General features: G+C 73.8%; 17 protein-coding genes and 1 pseudogene. 12 read left to right on the top strand and 6 right to left on the bottom strand.

Annotated elements, in window-relative coordinates; translation table 11 throughout:
- The first annotated feature begins 9 nt into the window (after positions 1–9).
- The gene (locus IE178_RS06380; protein ID WP_184765551.1) at positions 10–945 is read left to right on the top strand and encodes a LysR family transcriptional regulator; all 936 of its coding nucleotides are present in this window, start codon (positions 10–12) and stop codon (positions 943–945) included.
- Between the two features lie 484 nt (positions 946–1429).
- Here the strand turns inward: IE178_RS06380 and IE178_RS06375 are convergent, their stop codons facing one another.
- The 3 genes from IE178_RS06375 to IE178_RS06365 form a co-directional block, all read right to left on the bottom strand.
- A complete protein-coding gene (locus tag IE178_RS06375; RefSeq protein ID WP_184765552.1) occupies positions 1430–2161 on the bottom strand; it encodes a gamma-glutamyl-gamma-aminobutyrate hydrolase family protein in 732 nt (243 codons plus the stop codon).
- Between the two features lie 18 nt (positions 2162–2179).
- Positions 2180–3625: an ethanolamine permease gene (gene eat / locus IE178_RS06370; RefSeq protein WP_184765553.1), complete on the bottom strand. Its 1446-nt coding sequence runs from the start codon at positions 3623–3625 to the stop codon at positions 2180–2182.
- A 289-nt stretch (positions 3626–3914) separates the two neighbouring features.
- The gene (locus IE178_RS06365; RefSeq protein WP_193511575.1) at positions 3915–4649 is read right to left on the bottom strand and encodes a FadR/GntR family transcriptional regulator; all 735 of its coding nucleotides are present in this window, start codon (positions 4647–4649) and stop codon (positions 3915–3917) included.
- Positions 4650–4734: 85 nt separating this feature from the next.
- On the opposite strand from IE178_RS06365, the gene IE178_RS06360 reads away from it, so the two are divergent.
- From IE178_RS06360 to IE178_RS06345, 4 genes and pseudogenes are all read left to right on the top strand, one after another.
- Complete coding sequence (locus IE178_RS06360) at positions 4735–6105, top strand: glutamine synthetase family protein (RefSeq protein WP_193511574.1); 1371 nt, start codon at positions 4735–4737, stop codon at positions 6103–6105.
- An 8-nt stretch (positions 6106–6113) separates the two neighbouring features.
- Positions 6114–7487, top strand: a complete 1374-nt coding sequence (locus tag IE178_RS06355) for an aldehyde dehydrogenase family protein (RefSeq protein WP_184765556.1) — start codon at positions 6114–6116, stop codon at positions 7485–7487.
- 6 nt (positions 7488–7493) lie between these two features.
- Positions 7494–8276: a 3-oxoacyl-ACP reductase gene (locus tag IE178_RS06350; protein ID WP_193511573.1), complete on the top strand. Its 783-nt coding sequence runs from the start codon at positions 7494–7496 to the stop codon at positions 8274–8276.
- A 27-nt stretch (positions 8277–8303) separates the two neighbouring features.
- A pseudogene (locus IE178_RS06345) lies at positions 8304–9214 on the top strand (DUF2510 domain-containing protein).
- A 4-nt stretch (positions 9215–9218) separates the two neighbouring features.
- Here IE178_RS06345 and IE178_RS06340 read toward each other — a convergent pair.
- Positions 9219–10421: an amino acid deaminase/aldolase gene (locus tag IE178_RS06340; RefSeq protein WP_193511572.1), complete on the bottom strand. Its 1203-nt coding sequence runs from the start codon at positions 10419–10421 to the stop codon at positions 9219–9221.
- Positions 10422–10688: 267 nt separating this feature from the next.
- Between IE178_RS06340 and IE178_RS35730 the strand changes: the two genes are divergently transcribed.
- Both IE178_RS35730 and mycP read left to right on the top strand, forming a co-directional pair.
- Positions 10689–12329 carry a hypothetical protein gene (locus IE178_RS35730; protein WP_318279870.1) on the top strand — a complete coding sequence of 547 codons (1641 nt, stop codon included), beginning with the start codon at positions 10689–10691 and terminating at the stop codon, positions 12327–12329.
- Entirely contained in the window at positions 12326–13507 is a 1182-nt protein-coding gene (gene mycP / locus IE178_RS06330) for a type VII secretion-associated serine protease mycosin (RefSeq protein ID WP_184765559.1), read from the top strand. Before IE178_RS35730 ends, mycP begins: the two co-directional genes overlap by 4 nt.
- Positions 13508–13572: 65 nt before the next feature.
- Here the strand turns inward: mycP and IE178_RS06325 are convergent, their stop codons facing one another.
- Complete coding sequence (locus IE178_RS06325; RefSeq protein ID WP_193511571.1) at positions 13573–13941, bottom strand: hypothetical protein; 369 nt, start codon at positions 13939–13941, stop codon at positions 13573–13575.
- Between the two features lie 24 nt (positions 13942–13965).
- On the opposite strand from IE178_RS06325, the gene IE178_RS06320 reads away from it, so the two are divergent.
- Positions 13966–14700, top strand: coding sequence for an SseB family protein (locus IE178_RS06320; RefSeq protein ID WP_193511570.1), 735 nt, complete (start codon positions 13966–13968; stop codon positions 14698–14700).
- A gap of 4 nt (positions 14701–14704) precedes the next feature.
- Here IE178_RS06320 and IE178_RS06315 read toward each other — a convergent pair whose 3' ends face one another.
- Entirely contained in the window at positions 14705–15082 is a 378-nt protein-coding gene (locus tag IE178_RS06315; protein ID WP_184765562.1) for a DUF1844 domain-containing protein, read from the bottom strand.
- Between the two features lie 392 nt (positions 15083–15474).
- Here IE178_RS06315 and infC point away from each other — a divergent pair, with 392 nt between their 5' ends.
- From infC to IE178_RS06295, 4 genes are all read left to right on the top strand, one after another.
- Complete coding sequence (gene infC, locus IE178_RS06310; protein ID WP_184765702.1) at positions 15475–16128, top strand: translation initiation factor IF-3; 654 nt, start codon at positions 15475–15477, stop codon at positions 16126–16128.
- Positions 16129–16239: 111 nt separating this feature from the next.
- Positions 16240–16434 (top strand): 50S ribosomal protein L35, encoded by a 195-nt coding sequence (gene rpmI / locus IE178_RS06305; RefSeq protein WP_003977225.1) that lies wholly within the window; start codon positions 16240–16242, stop codon positions 16432–16434.
- 98 nt (positions 16435–16532) lie between these two features.
- The gene (gene rplT / locus IE178_RS06300; protein ID WP_004933571.1) at positions 16533–16916 is read left to right on the top strand and encodes a 50S ribosomal protein L20; all 384 of its coding nucleotides are present in this window, start codon (positions 16533–16535) and stop codon (positions 16914–16916) included.
- 279 nt (positions 16917–17195) lie between these two features.
- On the top strand, positions 17196–18068 hold the full coding sequence (locus IE178_RS06295) for a TrmH family RNA methyltransferase (RefSeq protein ID WP_193511660.1): 873 nt from the start codon (positions 17196–17198) through the stop codon (positions 18066–18068).
- Positions 18069–18195 lie beyond the last annotated feature (127 nt).

The raw sequence follows: 18195 nt of genomic DNA, 5'->3' as shown, positions 1-18195 counted from the left end.
GCTGGCCTTATGAGCAGGACGGAAGATCACGCCGACGACCGGCCGGTGAGCACCGGATCCCTGGCCCACCGGGTGCCGGATCTCGGGGCGCTGGAGCTGCTGCTCGCGGTGGCGCGGCTGGGGAGTCTGGGCGGAGCGGCGCGGGAGCTGGGCATCACCCAGCCCGCGGCGAGCAGCCGGATCCGGTCCATGGAACGGCAGCTCGGGGTGGCCCTGGTCGACCGCTCACCGCGGGGATCGCGGCTGACCGACGCGGGAGCGCTGGTCACCGACTGGGCGGGGCGGATCGTGGAGGCGGCGGAGGCGTTCGACGCGGGCGCGCAGGCGCTGCGGGACCGCAGGGACTCGCGGCTGCGGGTGGCGGCGAGCATGACGATCGCCGAGTACCTGCTGCCGGGCTGGCTGCTCGCGCTGCGCGCGCAGCGGCCGGACACGGCGGTGTCGCTGCTCGCCGGGAACTCGGCGGCGGTGGCGGAGCGGCTGGTGTCCGGGGAGGCGGACGTGGGCTTCGTGGAGGGGCTGACGGTGCCGGCGGGGCTGGACTCCGCGGTGATCGCCCACGACCGGCTGATCGTCGTGACGGCGCCGACGCATGCCTGGGCGCGCCGCAGGCGCCCGCTCGCCGCGGAGGAACTGGCGACCACCCCCCTGATCCTGCGGGAGAAGGGCTCCGGCACCCGCCAGGTCCTGGACTCCGCCCTGGGCGGGCTGGCCCGCCCGCTGATAGAGCTGTCCTCCACGACCGCGGTGAAGGCGGCGGCGGTCAGCGGGGCCGGCCCGGCGGTCCTCAGCGAACTGGCCGTCGGCGAGGAACTGGCGATGCGCCGCCTGGTCCGCATCCCCGTCAACGGCATCGCCCTCGCCCGCGACCTGCGCGCGGTCTGGCCCACGGGCCACCGCCCCACGGGCCCGGCGAGAGAGCTGCTGTCCCTGACCCGCGCCTGAGACCAGCCGCCCCTGTCGTGGCGACCGAAGCCACCGGCCCGGCGTCCGGCGCGTGGGCGGGGCGCCGCCGCCCGGCCCTGGGACGCGGGAGCCGCTGTCCGCGGTGCGGCCGGTACGGTCGGTACGGCGGTACGGCCGGTCGGGGTGCGGGTGGTGTCGGCCGGTTCGCGGGTCGTGGGCCTGGGGCCGCTTTTCGCGTCCGGGGGGTGGCCCGGAGCCGGATGTCCGGCGTTCGGTGTCGGCCGGCTCCTGGGGTGCGAGGTGCGGGTGCGGGTGTGGCCGGTCGGGGTGCGGGTGGTGTCGGCCGGTTTTCGGCGGCATTGCCTGCCTGGCGGGTCGGCTGCCCGTGCCGGCGGGGCGGTCGTGGTCGTGCGGGCGGGGGTCAGGGGGCGGCGTTCGGCTTCCGGTGCGGGGGCCGGGCCCAGGGTGCGGCCCGCCGGTGTGCGGGTGGTGTCGACCGGTGGGCGCGGTGCGAATCCGGGTGTCACGGGGCCGGCGGTGTCCCGGTGTCTTCGGCGGTAGCCGCCGGACGGGGCCGGGCGGCGGCGACCAGTGCCCGTATCACCCGCAGGTCGTCACCCATCTCGGGGTGCCATTGGACGCCCACGGCCCAGCCGGACGCGGGCAGCTCGATCGCCTCCACCGTGCCGTCCTCCGCGTGGGCCGACGGGATCAGGCCCTCGCCGAGGCGGTCCACCGCCTGGTGGTGGTAGGTCGGCACGGAGGTCTGCTCCGGGGCGAGGGCGCCGTAGCGCGTGCCCGGTACCGGCTTGACCGGGTGACGGCCGAAGACGCCCGGCACCTCCGCGTGGCCGTCGATGTGCTGGACGAGGGTGCCGCCCAGCGCGACGTTCAGCAGCTGCATGCCGCGGCAGATCCCGAGCAGCGGGATCCGGCGGTCCAGGGCCGCCCGGATCAGGGCGAGTTCCCAGGCGTCCCGAGCCCGGGCGGGCGGCCCGGTGCGCGGGTCGGACTCGGCGCCGTAGCGGACCGGCTCGACATCGGGGCCGCCCGCGATGACCAGGCCGTCGAGCCGGGCCACGGTCGGCGCGGCCTGCTCCGGCGCGTCCGGCGGAAGCATCGCGGCCAGTCCGCCCGCCCGCTGCACCAGCCGCGGATACCCGGCCGGCAGCAGCGCGGCGTCCAGTTGCCACACGCCCCAGCGCACACCGGACTCCGCGTACGTGCTGATGCCGATCAGGGGCCTGGCCGCCATGCCGCACCTCCCTTTTCCTCAGTCCCGTGACAACTCTGCCTCGGCCGCCGCCAACGCCGCGAATTCCTCCTCCGGCGCCTTCGCCACCAGATGCCTGCGGCTGTACAGGCCGAAGTACGCCACGGCCACGATGTACACGGCCAGCGCGATGAACGCCGCCGTCACGTCCACCAGGAACGTCGCCACCAGCGCCGCACAGGCCAGCACCAGCGCCACCGAGGAGGTGAGCACACCGCCGGGCGTGCGGTACGGCCGCGGCAGTTCCGGCTCGCGGCGGCGCAGCACGATGTGGGAGAGCGACATCAGCGCGTACGAGATCGTCGCGCCGAAGACGGCGATGTTCAGCATGCGCGCGCCGTTGCCCGTCCCGGCGGCCAGCGCGAAACCGATCGCGCCGGGCACGAGCAGCCCGAGGTACGGCGCCTTGCGGCTGCTGGTGAGGGACAGGAACCTCGGCAGATAGCCCGCGCGGGACAGCGCGAACAGCTGGCGCGAACCGGCGTAGATCAGCGAGAAGAACGAGGCGACCAGCCCCGCGAGGCCCGCGTAGTTCACGACCCGGCTCAGCGTCGTCGCCTCGCCGTCCGGCTGGAGCGCCTCCACCAACGGGTTGCCCGCCTCCTGCACCGCGGCCGGCCCCCGCGCCCCGGCCGCCGCGACGAAGGTCACCACGGCCAACACCACCAGGATGCCCATGGACCAGCGGATCGCCCTCGGCAGCGTACGGGCGGGATCCCTGGTCTCCTCGGCGGCCAGCGGTACGCCCTCCACGCCCAGGAAGAACCACATGCCGAACGGGAACGCCGCCCAGATGCCGAGCAGCCCCATCGGCAGCCAGGAGTTCGCGCCGAACGCCGAGGAGTCCACGGGGATGTCGTCCAGCGACGAGGCGTCGAACTCGGGCAGCGCCCCCAGGGCGAAGACGATCAGCGCCGCCACCGCGATGCCCGTGACGACGAAGCTGAAGCGCAGCGCCTCGCCGACGCCCCACAGATGGATGCCGATGAAGATCACGAAGCAGGCCAGGTACACCGGCCAGCCGGACTCCAGCCCGAACAGGCCCAGGGACTCGACGTAGTCGCCGATGAAGATGGAGATGGCGGCGGGCGCGAGAACGTACTCGATGAGGATCGCCGTACCGGTGAGGAACCCGCCCCACGGGCCGAGCGCCCGGCGGGCGAAGCCGTAACCGCCGCCGGCCGTGGGCAGGATCGAGGACAGTTCGGCGAGGGCGAAGACCATGCAGGTGTACATGGCGCCCATCAGCACCAGGGCGATCGCCAGGCCGCCGAAGCCGCCCTCGGCCAGGCCGAAGTTCCAGCCCGAGTAGTCACCGGACACGACGTAGGCGACGCCCAGCCCGGTCAGCAGCAGCCAGCCGGCGCTGCCGCGGCGCAGTGTCCTGCGCTCCAGATAGTCGTCCGCCGCATCGGCGGGTTCACGGGACGCGGATGGAAGGCTCACGGGGCGACTCCCCAGGGGGCTGCGGCGAGGAAGGGGGCAATGGAACGGATCCAGACCTTTGTGGGCCCATACCTTCGTGGCGTGAACGGTGTGAGCGCAAGCCCCGTGCGTTGAGCCGCGGTAAACCCTGCCCCGGTCCGAGGCGCGTCACGCCCTCACGACCTCACGACCTCACACCCCCCGTGTCCGTAACACCTCCCGTGTCCGTAACACCTCCTGTGTCCGTAACACCTCCTGTGTCCGTCACACCCCCCCCGTGCCCGTCACACCCCCCGTGCCCGTCACGCCCTCACGCCAGGAACCCCCGCAGCAGCGCCGCCGTCCCCGCGCAGTGCTCGCGCATCATCTCCCGCGCCCCGTCCGCGTCACCCTCCAGCACCGCCTCGACCAGCGCGGCGTGCTGGCGCTGCGAGTGCTCCAGGTTGCGCACCAGCAGCGGGATGCAGTCCAGCAGGTCGTTCACCGTCGCCCGCACCGCCGCGTACTGCGCGGTCAGCGTCGGCGAGCCGCACAGCTCGGCCAGGGTGAGGTGGAAGAGGGTGTCCAGCCGCCGGTAGTCGCCCAGGGGCGCGTCCCGCGTGCCGGACAGCGCCTCGCGCAGCCGCGCCGCCTGCTCGTCCGTCAGCCCGTGCGCCGCGCACAGCCCCGCCGCGCCGACCTCCAGCACCTCCCGGAAGCGCAGCACGTCCTCGATGTCGATCTCGGCGATCCGCCGCCGCAGCTCCGCCTCGCCCGTGTCCGTCGGCCGGGGCAGCACGAACGTGCCGCCGTACCGGCCGCGCCGCGACTCCACCAGTCCCTGGTCCTGGAGCACCTTCAGCACCTCGCGCAGCGTCACCCGGCTGATGCCCAGCCGCTCCGCCAGCTCCCGCTCGGCCGGCAGCCGCTCCCCGCCCGGCACCAGGCCCAGCCGCACCACCTGCAGGATCTGCTCCAGCGCCTCCTCGAAACCGTTGCCCGCGCGGACCTGCCGCAGCACCGGTGCCAGGCGGTCACCGACCGCGCCGACCGCTTCTTCCGGCATATGGCCGTGCCCCCTTCCCAAGCAATGGTTCTCCGCAATACCTTATGGCTCCCGGCTGACCGAAGAAGCCCGAGGAGGCTCTCCCGTGGCAGACCGCACACCCCCGCTCGGTGTCGAGGAGCTGCACGCCCTCGTCGCCGGCGGTGAGATCGACACTGTCGTCCTGGCCTTCCCCGACATGCAAGGGCGGCTCCAGGGCAAGCGGTTCGCCGCCCGCTTCTTCCTCGACGAGGTGCTCCGGCACGGCACCGAGGGCTGCAACTACCTGCTCGCCGTCGACGCCGACATGAACACCGTCGACGGCTACGCCATGGCCTCCTGGGAGCGCGGCTACGGTGACTTCGCCATGCACGCCGACCTCACCACCCTGCGCCGCGTGCCGTGGAACGAGGGCACCGCCATGGTGATCGCCGACCTCGCCTGGGACGACGGCTCCCCGGTCGTCGCCGCACCCCGCCAGATCCTGCGCCGCCAGCTGGACCGTCTGACCGAGCTCGGACTCACCGCCCAGGTCGGCACGGAGCTGGAGTTCATCGTCTTCAAGGACACCTACGAGCAGGCCTGGGACGCGGGTTACCGCGGCCTCACCCCGGCCAACCAGTACAACATCGACTACTCCGTGCTCGGCACGGGACGCATCGAGCCGCTGCTGCGCCGTATCCGCAACGAGATGGCCGGGGCCGGCCTCACCGTCGAATCCGCCAAGGGCGAGTGCAACCCCGGCCAGCACGAGATCGTCTTCCGCTACGACGAGGCCCTGGTCACCTGCGACCAGCACGCGATCTACAAGACCGGTGCCAAGGAGATCGCCGCCCAGGAGGGCGTCTCGATCACCTTCATGGCCAAGTACAACGAGCGCGAGGGCAACTCCTGCCACATCCACCTCTCTCTCGCGGACGCCGACGGCACCAACGCCATGGCGGGCACCGAGCGGGACCCGGGCGGCATGTCCGAGGTGATGCGGCACTTCCTCGCCGGGCAACTCGCCGCGCTCCGCGAGTTCTCCCTGCTCTACGCCCCGCACATCAACTCCTACAAGCGGTTCCAGCCCGGCTCCTTCGCCCCGACCGCCGTCGCCTGGGGGCGCGACAACCGCACCTGCGCCCTGCGCGTGGTCGGCCACGGCCGCTCCCTGCGCTTCGAGAACCGGCTCCCGGGCGGCGACGTCAACCCGCACCTCGCCGTCGCCGGCATGGTCGCCGCAGGCCTGTACGGCGTCGAGCAGAAGCTGGAGCTGCCCGAGCCCTGCCCCGGCAACGCCTACACCGCCGGCTTCGAGCACGTCCCCACCACCCTGCGCGAGGCCGCCGAGCTGTGGGAGAACAGCGCGATCGCCAAGGACGCCTTCGGCGACGAAGTCGTCGCCCACTACCGCAACATGGCGCGCGTCGAGACCGACGCCTTCGACGCCGCGGTCACCGACTGGGAGCTGCGCCGCTCCTTCGAACGCATGTGAGGCCCTTCTTGTCCGACCAGTCCCCTGAACTCCAGGTACGCAACCCCGCGACCGAGGAGGTGATCGCCACCGTCCCGGCCGCGACCCCCGCCGACGTCGACGCCGCCGTCGCAGGCGCCACCCGGGCGCAGACCGCCTGGGCCGCCCTCGCCCCCGGCGACCGGGCCCGGCTGCTGCGCCGGTTCGCCGCCACCGTCGACGAGCACATCGACGAACTGGCCCGTCTGGAGGTCCGCGAGGCCGGCCACACGATCGGCAACGCCCGCTGGGAGGCCGGCAACGTCCGTGACCTGCTCGACTACGCGGCCGGGGGAGTGGAACGCCTGACCGGGCGCCAGATCCCGGTCCCCGGCGGGGTGAACCTCACCTTCCTCGAACCGCTCGGCGTCGTCGGGGTGATCGCCCCCTGGAACTTCCCGATGCCCATCGCGGCCTGGGGCACCGCGCCGGCGCTCGCCGCGGGCAACGCCGTCCTCCTGAAACCCGCCGAGACCACCCCGCTCACCGCCCTGCGCCTGGCCGAACTCGCCCTGGAGGCCGGGCTCCCCGAAGGCCTGTTCCAGGTGCTTCCCGGACACGGCCCGGTCGCCGGCGACGCGCTCGTCGAGCACCCCGGCGTCGCCAAGATCGTGTTCACCGGGTCGACGGCCGTGGGCAAACAGGTGTGGGCCAAGGGCTCGGCGCACCTCAAGCGCGTCACCCTGGAACTCGGCGGCAAGAGCCCCAACATCGTCTTCGCCGACGCCGACCTGGAGACCGCCGCGTCCGCCGCTCCCATGTCCTTCCTCGACAACGCCGGCCAGGACTGCTGCGCCCGCACCCGCATCCTCGTCCAGCGTCGCGTGCACGACCGGTTCCTGGAACTCCTCGCGCCGGCGATCGAGTCCGTCCGGGTCGGCGACCCGGCCGACGAGAACGTCCAGATGGGCCCGCTGATCTCCCGGACCCAGCTCGACCGGGTCCGCTCCTACGTCACCGGCGACCTCGACGGCATCCGGGGCAAGGCCCCCGAAGGCCCCGGCCACTGGTTCCCGCCCACCGTCCTCACCGGCGTCGACCCCCGCGCACGCGTCGCCGTCGAGGAGGTCTTCGGTCCCGTCGCCGTCGTCCTCCCCTTCGACGACGAGGCCGACGCCGTACGCCTGGCCAACGCCACCGACTACGGCCTGTCCGGTTCGATCTGGACCCGGGACGCCGGCCGCGCCCTGCGCGTCTCCCAGGCGGTCCGCGCGGGCAACCTGTCCGTCAACTCCCACTCCAGCGTCCGCTACTGGACCCCCTTCGGGGGGTTCAAGCAGTCCGGCGTCGGGCGCGAACTCGGCCCGGACGCGCTGGCCGCCTTCACCGAAACCAAGAACGTCTTCATCAGCACGGAGGCCTGACCGCTCATGAGCGAAGAGAACATCTGCCGCCGCCTGGTCGGCCGTACCGCCGTCGTCACCGGCGCGGGCAGCGGCATCGGCCTGGCCACTGCCCGCCGGCTCGCCTCCGAGGGAGCGCACGTGGTCTGCGGCGACGTCGACGCGGCACGCGGCAAGGCGGTCGCCGAGGAGACCGGCGGGATCTTCGTGAACGTCGACGTCACCGACCCCGAGCAGGTGGAGACCCTGTTCCGGACCGCGTACGACACCTACGGCAGCGTCGACATCGCCTTCAACAACGCCGGGATCTCCCCGCCCGACGACGACTCCATCCTGGAGACCGGGCTCGACGCCTGGAAGCGCGTCCAGGAGGTCAACCTCACCTCCGTCTACCTGTGCTGCAAGGCCGCCATCCCCTACATGCGGCGCCAGGGCAAGGGCTCCATCATCAACACCGCGTCCTTCGTGGCCAGGATGGGGGCGGCCACCAGCCAGATCTCGTACACCGCCTCCAAGGGCGGCGTCCTCGCCATGTCCCGGGAACTCGGCGTGCAGTTCGCCCGCGAGGGCATCCGCGTCAACGCCCTGTGCCCGGGCCCGGTCAACACCCCGCTCCTCCAGGAGCTGTTCGCCAAGGATCCCGAGCGCGCGGCCCGCCGGCTGGTGCACATCCCGCTCGGCCGGTTCGCCGAGGCCGAGGAGATCGCCGCCGCCGTCGCCTTCCTGGCCAGCGACGACTCCTCCTTCGTCAACGCCACCGACTTCCTGGTGGACGGCGGAATCTCGGGGGCGTACGTCACACCGCTGTAGCGCGCGTCCTACAGTGCCGGGATGAGCATGACGCCCCCGCCCGGCTGGTACCCGGACCCGCACGCCCCGCACCTGGAACGCTGGTGGGACGGCACGGCCTGGACCGAGCACCGGCGCGCACCCCAGGCCCCCGCCGGTCCGGTGCCCCCGTCACCGGGCGGCGCCGCGGACGCCGGCGGGACCGGCCGCGCCAGGGCGGTCGCGCTCACCACCGCGGCGGCCGTGCTCGTCGCCGCGGTCGTCACCGGCGCCGTGTTCCTCGGCGGGGACGGCGGCGACCCGGAGGCGGGGGCCGGCCCCGAGGCCACCACCGCGGCCCCCGCCCCGCAGACCCCGTCGCCGTCCACCTCCGAGTCCCCGACCGCCGACCCGGGCGTGGTCGAGGACCAGCTCAACGGCATCACCTTCCCGCTCCCCGACGGCTGGGTCCCGCCCGAGCACGTGGCCGAGGACGATGTCGTCATGACCACGAGGGCACCTACGACTGCCCCGGCGAGGGCACCGTCTGCCGCCACGGCCTCGTCATCTCCCGCACGGTGACCGGCGGCGACGGGAAGTCGCCCCGGCTGCTCGCCGAGGAGGACATCCCCGACGCGGCCGACGAGGCCTTCGACCGCGACCCGGTCGGCGACCGCCCCTACGGCGGCATCGAGTCCCACGAGGTCGTGAAGTCGGGCCAGGTCGCGGTGGCGGGCCGGGCCGGGTACTTCGTGCGCTGGCGCGTCACCACCGCCGAGGGACCCGGCGGCTACGTGCAGTCGCTGGTCTTCCCGTCCAGCGTCGGCACCGAGTCCCCCGTCGTCGTCCGCTACGTCTTCGACGCCGGCGAGGACGGCCCGCCCCTGGCCGACATGGACCGCATCACCGAGGGCATCCGTTCGGTCACCGACGCGGCCTCCGGCGGCGGCGTCGGCAGCAGCATCGGCCCGGCCAACTGAGCCCCTACAGGAAGGTGCGGCCCTCGCCGCGGTACGTGGGCACGGTCGCCGTCACCCTGTCGCCCTCCACCAGGTGCAGCGCGTCGAACCGCTCGCACAGCTCGCCCGCCTTGGCGTGCCGGAACCACACCTTGTCGCCGATCAGCAGATCGTCGGCCGGTGAACCCAGCAACGGCGTCTGCACCTCCCCGGGCCCCTCCTGCGGGTCGTAGCGCAGTCCCTCGGGCAGATACGGCACCGGCAGCCGGTCCGCGCCGGGCGCGCCGGACGCCGGGTACCCGCCGCCCAGCACCGTCACCACACCCACCCCCGGCCGCCGTACGACGGGCAGGGCGAACAGGGCCGACGGGCGTCCGCTGAACGACGTGTAGTTGTCGAACAGCCGCGGCACGTACAGTCCCGACCCGGCCGCTATCTCCGTGACCGCGCCCTCCGCGGCGGTGTGCTGCACACTGCCCGTGCCGCCGCCGTTGACGAACTCCAGATCCGGTACGACCTCCCGCACCGCCCGCACCACCGCCGCGCGCCGCTCGGCGAGTTCACGGCGCGCGGCGGCCTGCATCAGCCGCACCGCGCGGGACCGCAGCGGCCGACCGGCCACCGCGTCGCCGACCCCGGCCACATGACCCTCGTACGCCATGATCCCCACGACCCTGAACCCGGGGCGTCGGGCCACCGCGCGCGCCAGGTCGGCGACCTGGGCGGGGGAGTGCAGCGGCGAACGCCGGGCGCCGACCCGCACCCGCCCGCCGAACAGCTTCAGGGAGGTGTCCAACTCCAGGCAGACCCGCACCACTTCACCGCCGCCCGCGCGCGCGGCGTCGATCAGGTCCAGCTGCGCGGGATCGTCGACCATGACGGTGACGGCGGCGGCGAGTTCGGGGTCGGCGGCGAGTTCGGCGTACCCGGCGCGGTCGGCGGACGGGTAGGCCAGCAGGACGTCGTCGAAACCGGAGCGGGCCAGCCACAGGGACTCGGCGAGGGTGAACGACATGACGCCCGCGAAGCCCTCCCGGGCCAGTGTCCGTTCGAGCAGCGCGCGGCAGCGGACGGACTTGCTGGCGACCCGGACCGGCTTGCCGCCGCCTCTGCGGACCAGGTCGTCGGCATTGGCGTCGAAGGCGTCCAGATCCACGAGGGCGAGAGGGGCGTCGAGCTGGGCGGTAGCCCGGTCGAAACGGGCCCGGTCGGCGGAGCGCGCAGTCATGAGCGCAGCCTGCCAGACGGGATTACCGCAGGGTAGGGGGACGTTCCGGGCAGATGCCGCGGCCGTGCGGACTGGTTCCCGTTCGAGCGGGACCACGCCGTAGAGTGACGCGCACGCACGGCGGAACGGGGCCGGCCCGGGGTCCGGGCGGGATGACGCGTCGTCCGTGCGGGTATCTGTGCCCGGGACGAGTCCGTGCCGGGCCCCTGGCAGGAGATCACCGGCCCGCGGACGAGGACGGCCCGGGCACGAGGAAACGGGGGGTGCATGAGCACGGAAGCGCGGCGCGCCCCCCTTCCCCCGCGTCCCACCGTCCCTCCCCGCCCCGCGCACCCGCCGCACCCGGCCGCCGCCAGCACGGCGGACCGGGACCGCCACGAGCCGGCCCCGTCCCCCGCGGACGCGGCCGTCCCCCGCGGCCGGACCTCCGGCGGCTCCGGCGCGTTCGACGTCCGGGAACCGGTGACCCCGCCGACCGGCGACACCGACCGCGCGGCCACCGGGCCGGTTGATCGCGCGCCGGGTCCCCGAGGGCTGACCTCGGGCGGCTCCGGCACGTTCGGTGGACGCGCGTCGGCGGATCTGCCGGCCGGGTCCGGAGAGCCGGGGTCCGGGGGCGGCACGGGTGCCGCCTCCGCGGCCTGTGACGGGGCCGCCGGGACTTCGCTGCCCGGGCCGCGTTCCTCCCGCTCCGGCGGCGACGCGACCCCGCCCCCGCCGCCGCGCGCCTCCGCCCGCTTCCCCGACACGCCGCCCACCGTCGGCCGGGGCATGCCCTCCCCGGACGCCCCGCCCGCCGTACCGCCGCAGCCCGCCCACCGGCCCACCGCACGCGGCACGGGCGCCCCTCCCGCGACCTCCCGCACCCCTGAGACCCCGTCGGAGACCACCACCCGCCTGCGGGCCGTCCCCGCCGACCCGGCGGCCCGGCCGGGCGAGCCGTCCCCGGTGCCGCCCGTCCCGCCCGGGCGGCCGACGCCCGGACCACGCGGGGCGGACCCGGCGTACGCGCCCCCCGGCCCTCCCGACCCCGCGCTCTCCTGGAGCGCGCCCATGACGCCGGGCCGTACCCCCGCGCCCGGGCGGCGGCCCGTCGTGACGTTCGGGGAGCCGGAGGGCTACGACGCGGAGGCACGGCCCCGCCCGCTCGGGCGGCGGAGCCGGTCACAGGTCGTGGCGGCCGCCGCCTGCCTCGTTCTCGGAACAGGGCTCATCAGCGGTGCCGTCGTCGGCAGCCGGCTCGCCGGCGACTCCGACGGGACCGTGGCCCGCGGAGGCTTCGCCGCCGCCGGGGACATGTGGCACAACGTCCCCGTCGACCAGCTGTTCCCGCCCACCGTGCGGGGCAGGGGCGCGGGCCCCGGCGACGCCGACCGGTCCTGGACCCGTATCGCCGTGGCCCCCGACAGCGGCTGCGACGGCGCCTTCGACCCCCTGCTGCGCAAGGCCCTCGCCCCCGTCGGCTGCGAGCGCCTGCTGCGCGCCAGCTACACCGACGCCACCCAGAGCCACGTCACCACCGTCGGCCTGCTGTTCACCAAGGCCGACGCCGCCGGCATGGCCTCGCTCGCCCGCCGTTTCGACAGGGAACGCCTGGACCGCCGTACCGACCTGATGCCCCTGCCGTACGCCGCGAAGGGCACCGTCGCCGCCGGCTTCGGCGCCGAGCAGCGTGCCTCCTGGGTGATCTCCGTCCTCACGGACGCCCCCGTCGTCGTCTACGCCGTCTCCGGGTGGGCCGACGGCCGGGCCGCCGGCACCCCGCAACCCGCCGAGGATGCCATGGAGTCCGGCGCCACCACCGCACCCGCCCAGGCCGGCCTCGGCCACGAGGCACAGGGCCTCGCCGACCGTGTCGAACGCGGTCTGCGCAAGAAGGCGGGCACCGCCACGGAGCGGCCCTCATGAGGCCGGCCGGCAGCAGGCGTCCCGCCGCGGCCCTCGGCGTCCTCCTCGCCGCCACGCTCGTGCTGCTCCCCGCCACCACCGCGTACGCCGACGGCATCCGCGCCCGGCAGTGGTCCCTGGAGGCCATGCACACCCAGGAGGCGTGGCAGACCACCAAGGGCGAGGGCGTCACCGTCGCCGTCCTGGACACCGGTGTCGAGGCCGACCACCCCGACCTCGACGGCAACGTCCTCACCGGCGAGGACCTGGTCGGCTTCGGCGCGAGCGAGGGTGACCGCGCATGGGCCCGGCACGGCACCGCCATGGCCGGGATCATCGCCGGCCACGGACACGGCCCGGGCAACGCCGACGGCGTCATGGGCATCGCACCCGAGGCCAAGATCCTCCCCGTCCGGGTGATCCTGGAGGACGGCGACCCCTCCCGCGCCAAGGCCCGCAGCACCCGCGGCAACGCCCTCGCCGAGGGCATCCGCTGGGCCGCCGACCACGGCGCCGACGTCATCAACCTCTCCCTCGGCGACGACTCCGCCTCCGCGCACCCCGAACCCGGCGAGGACGAGGCCATCCAGTACGCCCTGCGCAAGGGCGTGGTCGTCGTCGCCTCCGCCGGGAACGGCGGCGAGAACGGCGACCACGTCTCCTACCCGGCCGCCTACCCGGGCGTCATCGCCGTGACCGCCGTCGACCGCTACGGCACCCGCGCCCCCTTCTCCACCCGCCGCTGGTACGCCACGGTCAGCGCCCCCGGCGTCGACGTGATCATCGCCGACCCCGATCACAAGTACTACGAGGGCTGGGGCACCAGCGCCGCCGCCGCGTTCGTCTCCGGCGCCGTCGCCCTGGTCAAGGCGGCCCACCCGGAACTGACCCCGGCCCAGGTCAAGCGGCTCCTGGAGGACACCGCCCGCAACGCCCCGGCCGACGGCCGCGACGACTCCCGCGGCTTCGGCTTCATCGACCCGGCCGCCGCGATCGAGGCCGCGGGCCGCCTGAAGCCGGAGGGCCTGAACTCGGCGGCCTACGGCGAGAGGTACTTCGGCCCCGGCCCGGACACCGCCGAGTCCGACGACGACACCGCCGCCTGGGCGGCCCCCCTGGCCGGTGGCGCAGGCGGTGTGCTGCTGGTGGCCACGGTGGTCCTGTGGCGCGGCCGCCGCACCCACGGCGAGGACTTCTAGGGCCTCGCGCCTCTCGGCCCCTTGCGGCCTCGCGCGCACCCTCACCCGATCACGACGTAGGACGCTCAGCCGGCGGGCGCGGGGCGCTCCTCGAACGCCGCCCGCCGCTCGGGCCGCCGCTCCACCAGCGTGACGCCCAGCGCCTTGGTGGCGTTGCCGTCGGGCAGCACCGCCATCAGGCACGCCCGCCCGCCGGCCGTGACGCGCCCGACGCCGTGCACGACCCACGGTCCGGTCGCGTCGCGCGGCAGCCAGCCGTTCTTCACGGCCCACGCCGTGCCCGCGTCCGCCACGGCCGGCACGCCCCACGCCTGCTCCGGGACGACCTGCTCCATCAGTCCCCGTACATACGCCCGCGCGTCCCGCCCCACCGCCGTCTCCCTCCGCCGACGCTGGCGGCCGTGGACCCGGCCGCCCGCGTCCGAGCGTGTCACGGACGGCCGCTAAGGTCGGTGACCGTGGCGAACAAGAACATTCCCGACCCCGGCTTCCGCGACGACGACGGCTCCGCCGACCCCCGGCTGAGCGCCGCGCTCGCCGCGTGGGCCGAGGACGGCTCCGCCGTCGGTCCCGTCCTGGAGGCACTCAAGGGCGCCCGGCTCCTCGTCCCCGTGGTGGCCGTCCTCGGCGAGGTCGAGGAGGACGAGAACGGACTGCGCCGCGAGAAGACCAGCGACATGGCCGTCCCCACCCTCAAGGCGGGACACCGCACCGCGCTGCCGGCCTTCACTTCCACCGACTCGCTCGCCCGCTGGGACCCGGCGGCCCGCCCCGTCGCCGTGCCGCTGCACCAGGCGCTGCAGGCCGCCGCGCACGAGAAGGCGGACACGGTCGTCCTGGACCTGGCCGGTCCCGTGCCGTTCGAACTGACCGGCCCCACGCTGCTCGCGCTCGCCGAGGGCCGCACGAGCACCGACCCGCTCGCCGACCCGGCCGTCGTCGAGGCCGTACGGGCCGCGGTGGCCGCCGAGCCCGCCGTGCTGCGCGCCCACCTCGGACCGGGACAGGCCGACGGCACCCTCGCCCTCGTCCTCGACCCGGCCGCCGCCGCCGCCGAGGCCGCCCGCGCGATGGCCCGGCGGCTGGCCGCCGACGAAACACTGAGGGCCCGCCTGGTACGCGGCCTCGACCTGGCAGTCCTGCCGGCCGAGGCGACACCACCGGGCGAGCCCCTGTACGTACGTACTCCCTGAAGACCTAGCCGTAGATCGGGCCCGTGTACTTCTCGCCCGGGCCCTGACCCGGCTCGTCCGGGACGAGCGAGGCCTCGCGGAACGCCAGCTGCAGCGACTTCAGGCCGTCGCGCAGCGGGGCCGCGTGGAACGAGCTGATCTCGGTCGTGGAGGCGTCCAGCAGACCGGCCAGCGCGTGCACCAGCTTGCGCGCCTCGTCCAGGTCCTTGAACGTGTCGCCCTCCTCGGTCAGACCGAGCTTCACGGCGGCGGCGCTCATCAGGTTGACGGCGACCGTCACGATCACCTCGACCGCCGGGACCTCGGCGATGTCGCGGGCCATGGCGTCGAAGTCGGGGTTGCCGGGCGTCTCGGGGGTGTCCGAGGGGGAGGTCTCACTCATGCCCCACACGATAGGGGCAGGCGGGCGTCCCTCTGACAGCAGGAGGCGGGAGACAGCCGGTTAGCGCACCTCCCCGGGAGCTGCTAACCTTGTGTAACGACCGGTCGGACCCGTATGCCTCGCGGCTAGCGAGCCCGGCCCACAAGTGGAGGCTTTCGAACTCCCACCTGGCTGCCCTCAGGGCGGCGGGTCACCGGTCAGGCGGTCCCGCTCGGCGGCGATCCGCCCGAAAGCGCGCCCCGCGTTCACCGTGGTGGTGCTCCGGTAGTTCGAGGAGCCCCGCCTGTGATCGTCCGGGGCATTTTTTCTGCTTCGGCGCGGTTAGGTCTAACGAATAAAGACGTTACGCGGCTGTCCGCCAGACCGTCGCGTGGTGCTATCGAGGAGGATCCATCAGCGCCGAGCCCCGCATCAACGACCGGATTCGCGTTCCCGAGGTGCGACTTGTCGGTCCCAGTGGCGAGCAGGTGGGCATCGTTCCCCTGGCCAAGGCACTGGAGCTTGCCCAGGAGTACGACCTCGACCTCGTCGAGGTAGCGGCGAACGCCCGTCCGCCTGTGTGCAAGCTCATGGACTACGGGAAGTTCAAGTACGAGTCGGCCATGAAGGCCCGTGAGGCGCGCAAGAACCAGGCGCACACGGTCATCAAGGAGATGAAGCTCCGGCCGAAGATCGACCCGCACGACTATGACACCAAGAAGGGTCACGTCGTCCGGTTCCTCAAGCAGGGCGACAAGGTCAAGATCACGATCATGTTCCGTGGTCGCGAGCAGTCCCGGCCGGAGCTCGGTTACCGGCTGCTGCAGCGGCTCGCGGAGGATGTCCAGGACCTCGGGTTCATCGAGTCGAACCCGAAGCAGGACGGCCGCAACATGATCATGGTTCTCGGTCCGCACAAGAAGAAGACCGAGGCGATGGCCGAGGCTCGCCAGGCGCAGGAGGCCCGCAAGGCGGAGGCGAAGGCCAACCCCGGCCGTTCGATGAACGCCGCGGACCCCGACGCCGCGAACGCCGACGCTCCGGCCGAGGCTTCCGCCGAGGCGTGACCCCGGGGGACGCAAGTCCCCAGGACGTAACCGACACAAGTACGACGCTCCACCGTGCCCGGTTTTCGCGACCGGGCACCGGAGCGCCACCGACGAGGAGAGAACGGCGCTATGCCGAAGAACAAGTCGCACAGCGGTGCCAGCAAGCGCTTCAAGATCACCGGCTCCGGCAAGGTGCTCCGCGAGCGTGCCGGCAAGCGCCACCTGCTCGAGCACAAGTCGTCCCGCGTGACGCGTCGCCTCACCGGCAACGCCGAGATGGCCCCGGGCGACGCCGCGAAGATCAAGAAGCTTCTCGGCAAGTGACGCCCCGGCGCGCGAGCGCCGTACGCACGTCAGACCGGGACCCAATCGATTTCGGGCCGTGTGGGCACAACCACGGCCCCGCTACAAGGAGTTAACAAGTGGCACGCGTCAAGCGGGCAGTCAACGCCCACAAGAAGCGCCGGGCGATCCTCGAGCAGGCCTCCGGCTACCGCGGTCAGCGTTCGCGCCTGTACCGCAAGGCCAAGGAGCAGGTCACCCACTCGCTGGTCTACAACTACAACGACCGCAAGAAGCGCAAGGGTGACTTCCGCCAGCTGTGGATCCAGCGCATCAACGCCGCCGCCCGCGCCAACGGCATCACGTACAACCGCTTCATCCAGGGTCTGAAGGCCGCGAACGTCGAGGTCGACCGCAAGATCCTGGCCGAGCTGGCCGTCAACGACGCCACCGCCTTCGCCGCGCTCGTCGAGGTCGCCCAGAAGGCGCTCCCGGCGGACGTGAACGCGCCCAAGGCCGCGTGATCGCCGCGTCGGCCTGAAGCCGACGTGACCGAAGGACCCGCAGGCTCGACAGCTTGCGGGTCCTGCTGTTGCCGTTCGTCGGCCGTCGATCCGCTGCGGGCGTGTCGTGGCCGCTCGCGCCCACACGGCGGAGCCGCGTGTCGAACAGCCCCGCGCCCCTGCGGAGTCGAGGTGCCGCCCGCTCCAGGGCGGTGGCATCCCGTCCGCGCCGGCGGGTGACACCGCTGCCGTGGCCCAAGAACGCCGCACCTCGCGATTCTCCCGGAAGTGAAGAAGAAGATGCCCCCCGTCGGCCCCGAGCTGATCTCCTCCCGGTCCTCCCGTGTCGCCGCCGCGCGGCGGCTCGGCAAGCGGAACTTCCGGGGCAAGGAGCGGCTGTTCCTCGCCGAGGGGCCGCAGGCCGTGCGGGAGGCCGCCGCGCACCGTGCCGGGGACGGCGCCACGCTCGTCGAGCTGTTCGCCACGCCGGAGGCCGCCGAGCGGTACGCCGACATCGTCGGCGGCGCCCGGGACGCCGGGGCCCGCGTCCACCTCGCCTCCGAGCAGGTCGTCGCCGACATCTCCACCACCGTCACCCCGCAGGGACTGGTCGGTGTGTGCCGGTTCCTGGACACGCCGTTCGAGCGGATCCTCGCCGCCCGGCCCCGCCTCGTCGCGGTCCTCGCGCACGTACGCGACCCCGGGAACGCCGGTACCGTGCTGCGGTGCGCCGACGCCGCCGGAGCCGACGCCGTCGTCCTCACCGACGCCTCCGTCGACCTGTACAACCCCAAGGCCGTACGCGCCTCCGTCGGCTCCCTGTTCCATCTGCCCGTCGCCGTCGGCGTCCCCGTCGAACGGGCCGTGACGGGACTGCGGGAGGCGGGCGTGCGGCTGCTCGCCGCGGACGGCGCCGGTGACCGGGACCTCGACGACGAGCTCGACAAGGGCACCATGGGCGGGCCGACCGCCTGGGTCTTCGGCAACGAGGCCTGGGGGCTGCCCGAGGAGACCCGCGCGCTCACCGACGCCGTCGTGCGCGTCCCGATCCACGGAAAGGCGGAAAGCCTGAACCTGGCCACCGCCGCCGCCGTATGTCTCTACGCGTCGGCGCGTGCACAGCGCGCCGACGGAGGGTGCCGCTCCGTCACCGGGAACCCTGGGCCTGCCTGACGATTTCCCGCCTGCCCCGCGGCGTACGGCGGGAAAATGTCAGGCAGGCCCTAGTAGGGTGACCAGCTCGGGGACCCTCCCCCAAGCTCTCGGCAGGGCTCGAGCACGGGGCGCCCCGAGGACGTTC

Source organism: Streptomyces griseoloalbus, from assembly GCA_014650015.1.
Lineage (GTDB): Bacteria > Actinomycetota > Actinomycetes > Streptomycetales > Streptomycetaceae > Streptomyces > Streptomyces griseoloalbus.
This window is presented reverse-complemented; position numbering and strand designations above follow the sequence as displayed.

What these genes read in the sequence shown, in the direction of transcription:
- IE178_RS35730 (WP_318279870.1), top strand. Translation starts at nt 10,689, where the DNA reads ATGAGCACGGAAGCGCGGCGCGCCCCCCTTCCCCCGCGTCCCACCGTC.
- IE178_RS06315 (WP_184765562.1), bottom strand. Translation starts at nt 15,082, where the DNA reads ATGAGTGAGACCTCCCCCTCGGACACCCCCGAGACGCCCGGCAACCCC.
- IE178_RS06365 (WP_193511575.1), bottom strand. Translation starts at nt 4,649, where the DNA reads ATGCCGGAAGAAGCGGTCGGCGCGGTCGGTGACCGCCTGGCACCGGTG.
- IE178_RS06340 (WP_193511572.1), bottom strand. Translation starts at nt 10,421, where the DNA reads ATGACTGCGCGCTCCGCCGACCGGGCCCGTTTCGACCGGGCTACCGCC.
- IE178_RS06350 (WP_193511573.1), top strand. Translation starts at nt 7,494, where the DNA reads ATGAGCGAAGAGAACATCTGCCGCCGCCTGGTCGGCCGTACCGCCGTC.
- IE178_RS06295 (WP_193511660.1), top strand. Translation starts at nt 17,196, where the DNA reads ATGCCCCCCGTCGGCCCCGAGCTGATCTCCTCCCGGTCCTCCCGTGTC.
- mycP (WP_184765559.1), top strand. Translation starts at nt 12,326, where the DNA reads ATGAGGCCGGCCGGCAGCAGGCGTCCCGCCGCGGCCCTCGGCGTCCTC.
- IE178_RS06375 (WP_184765552.1), bottom strand. Translation starts at nt 2,161, where the DNA reads ATGGCGGCCAGGCCCCTGATCGGCATCAGCACGTACGCGGAGTCCGGT.
- IE178_RS06380 (WP_184765551.1), top strand. Translation starts at nt 10, where the DNA reads ATGAGCAGGACGGAAGATCACGCCGACGACCGGCCGGTGAGCACCGGA.
- rpmI (WP_003977225.1), top strand. Translation starts at nt 16,240, where the DNA reads ATGCCGAAGAACAAGTCGCACAGCGGTGCCAGCAAGCGCTTCAAGATC.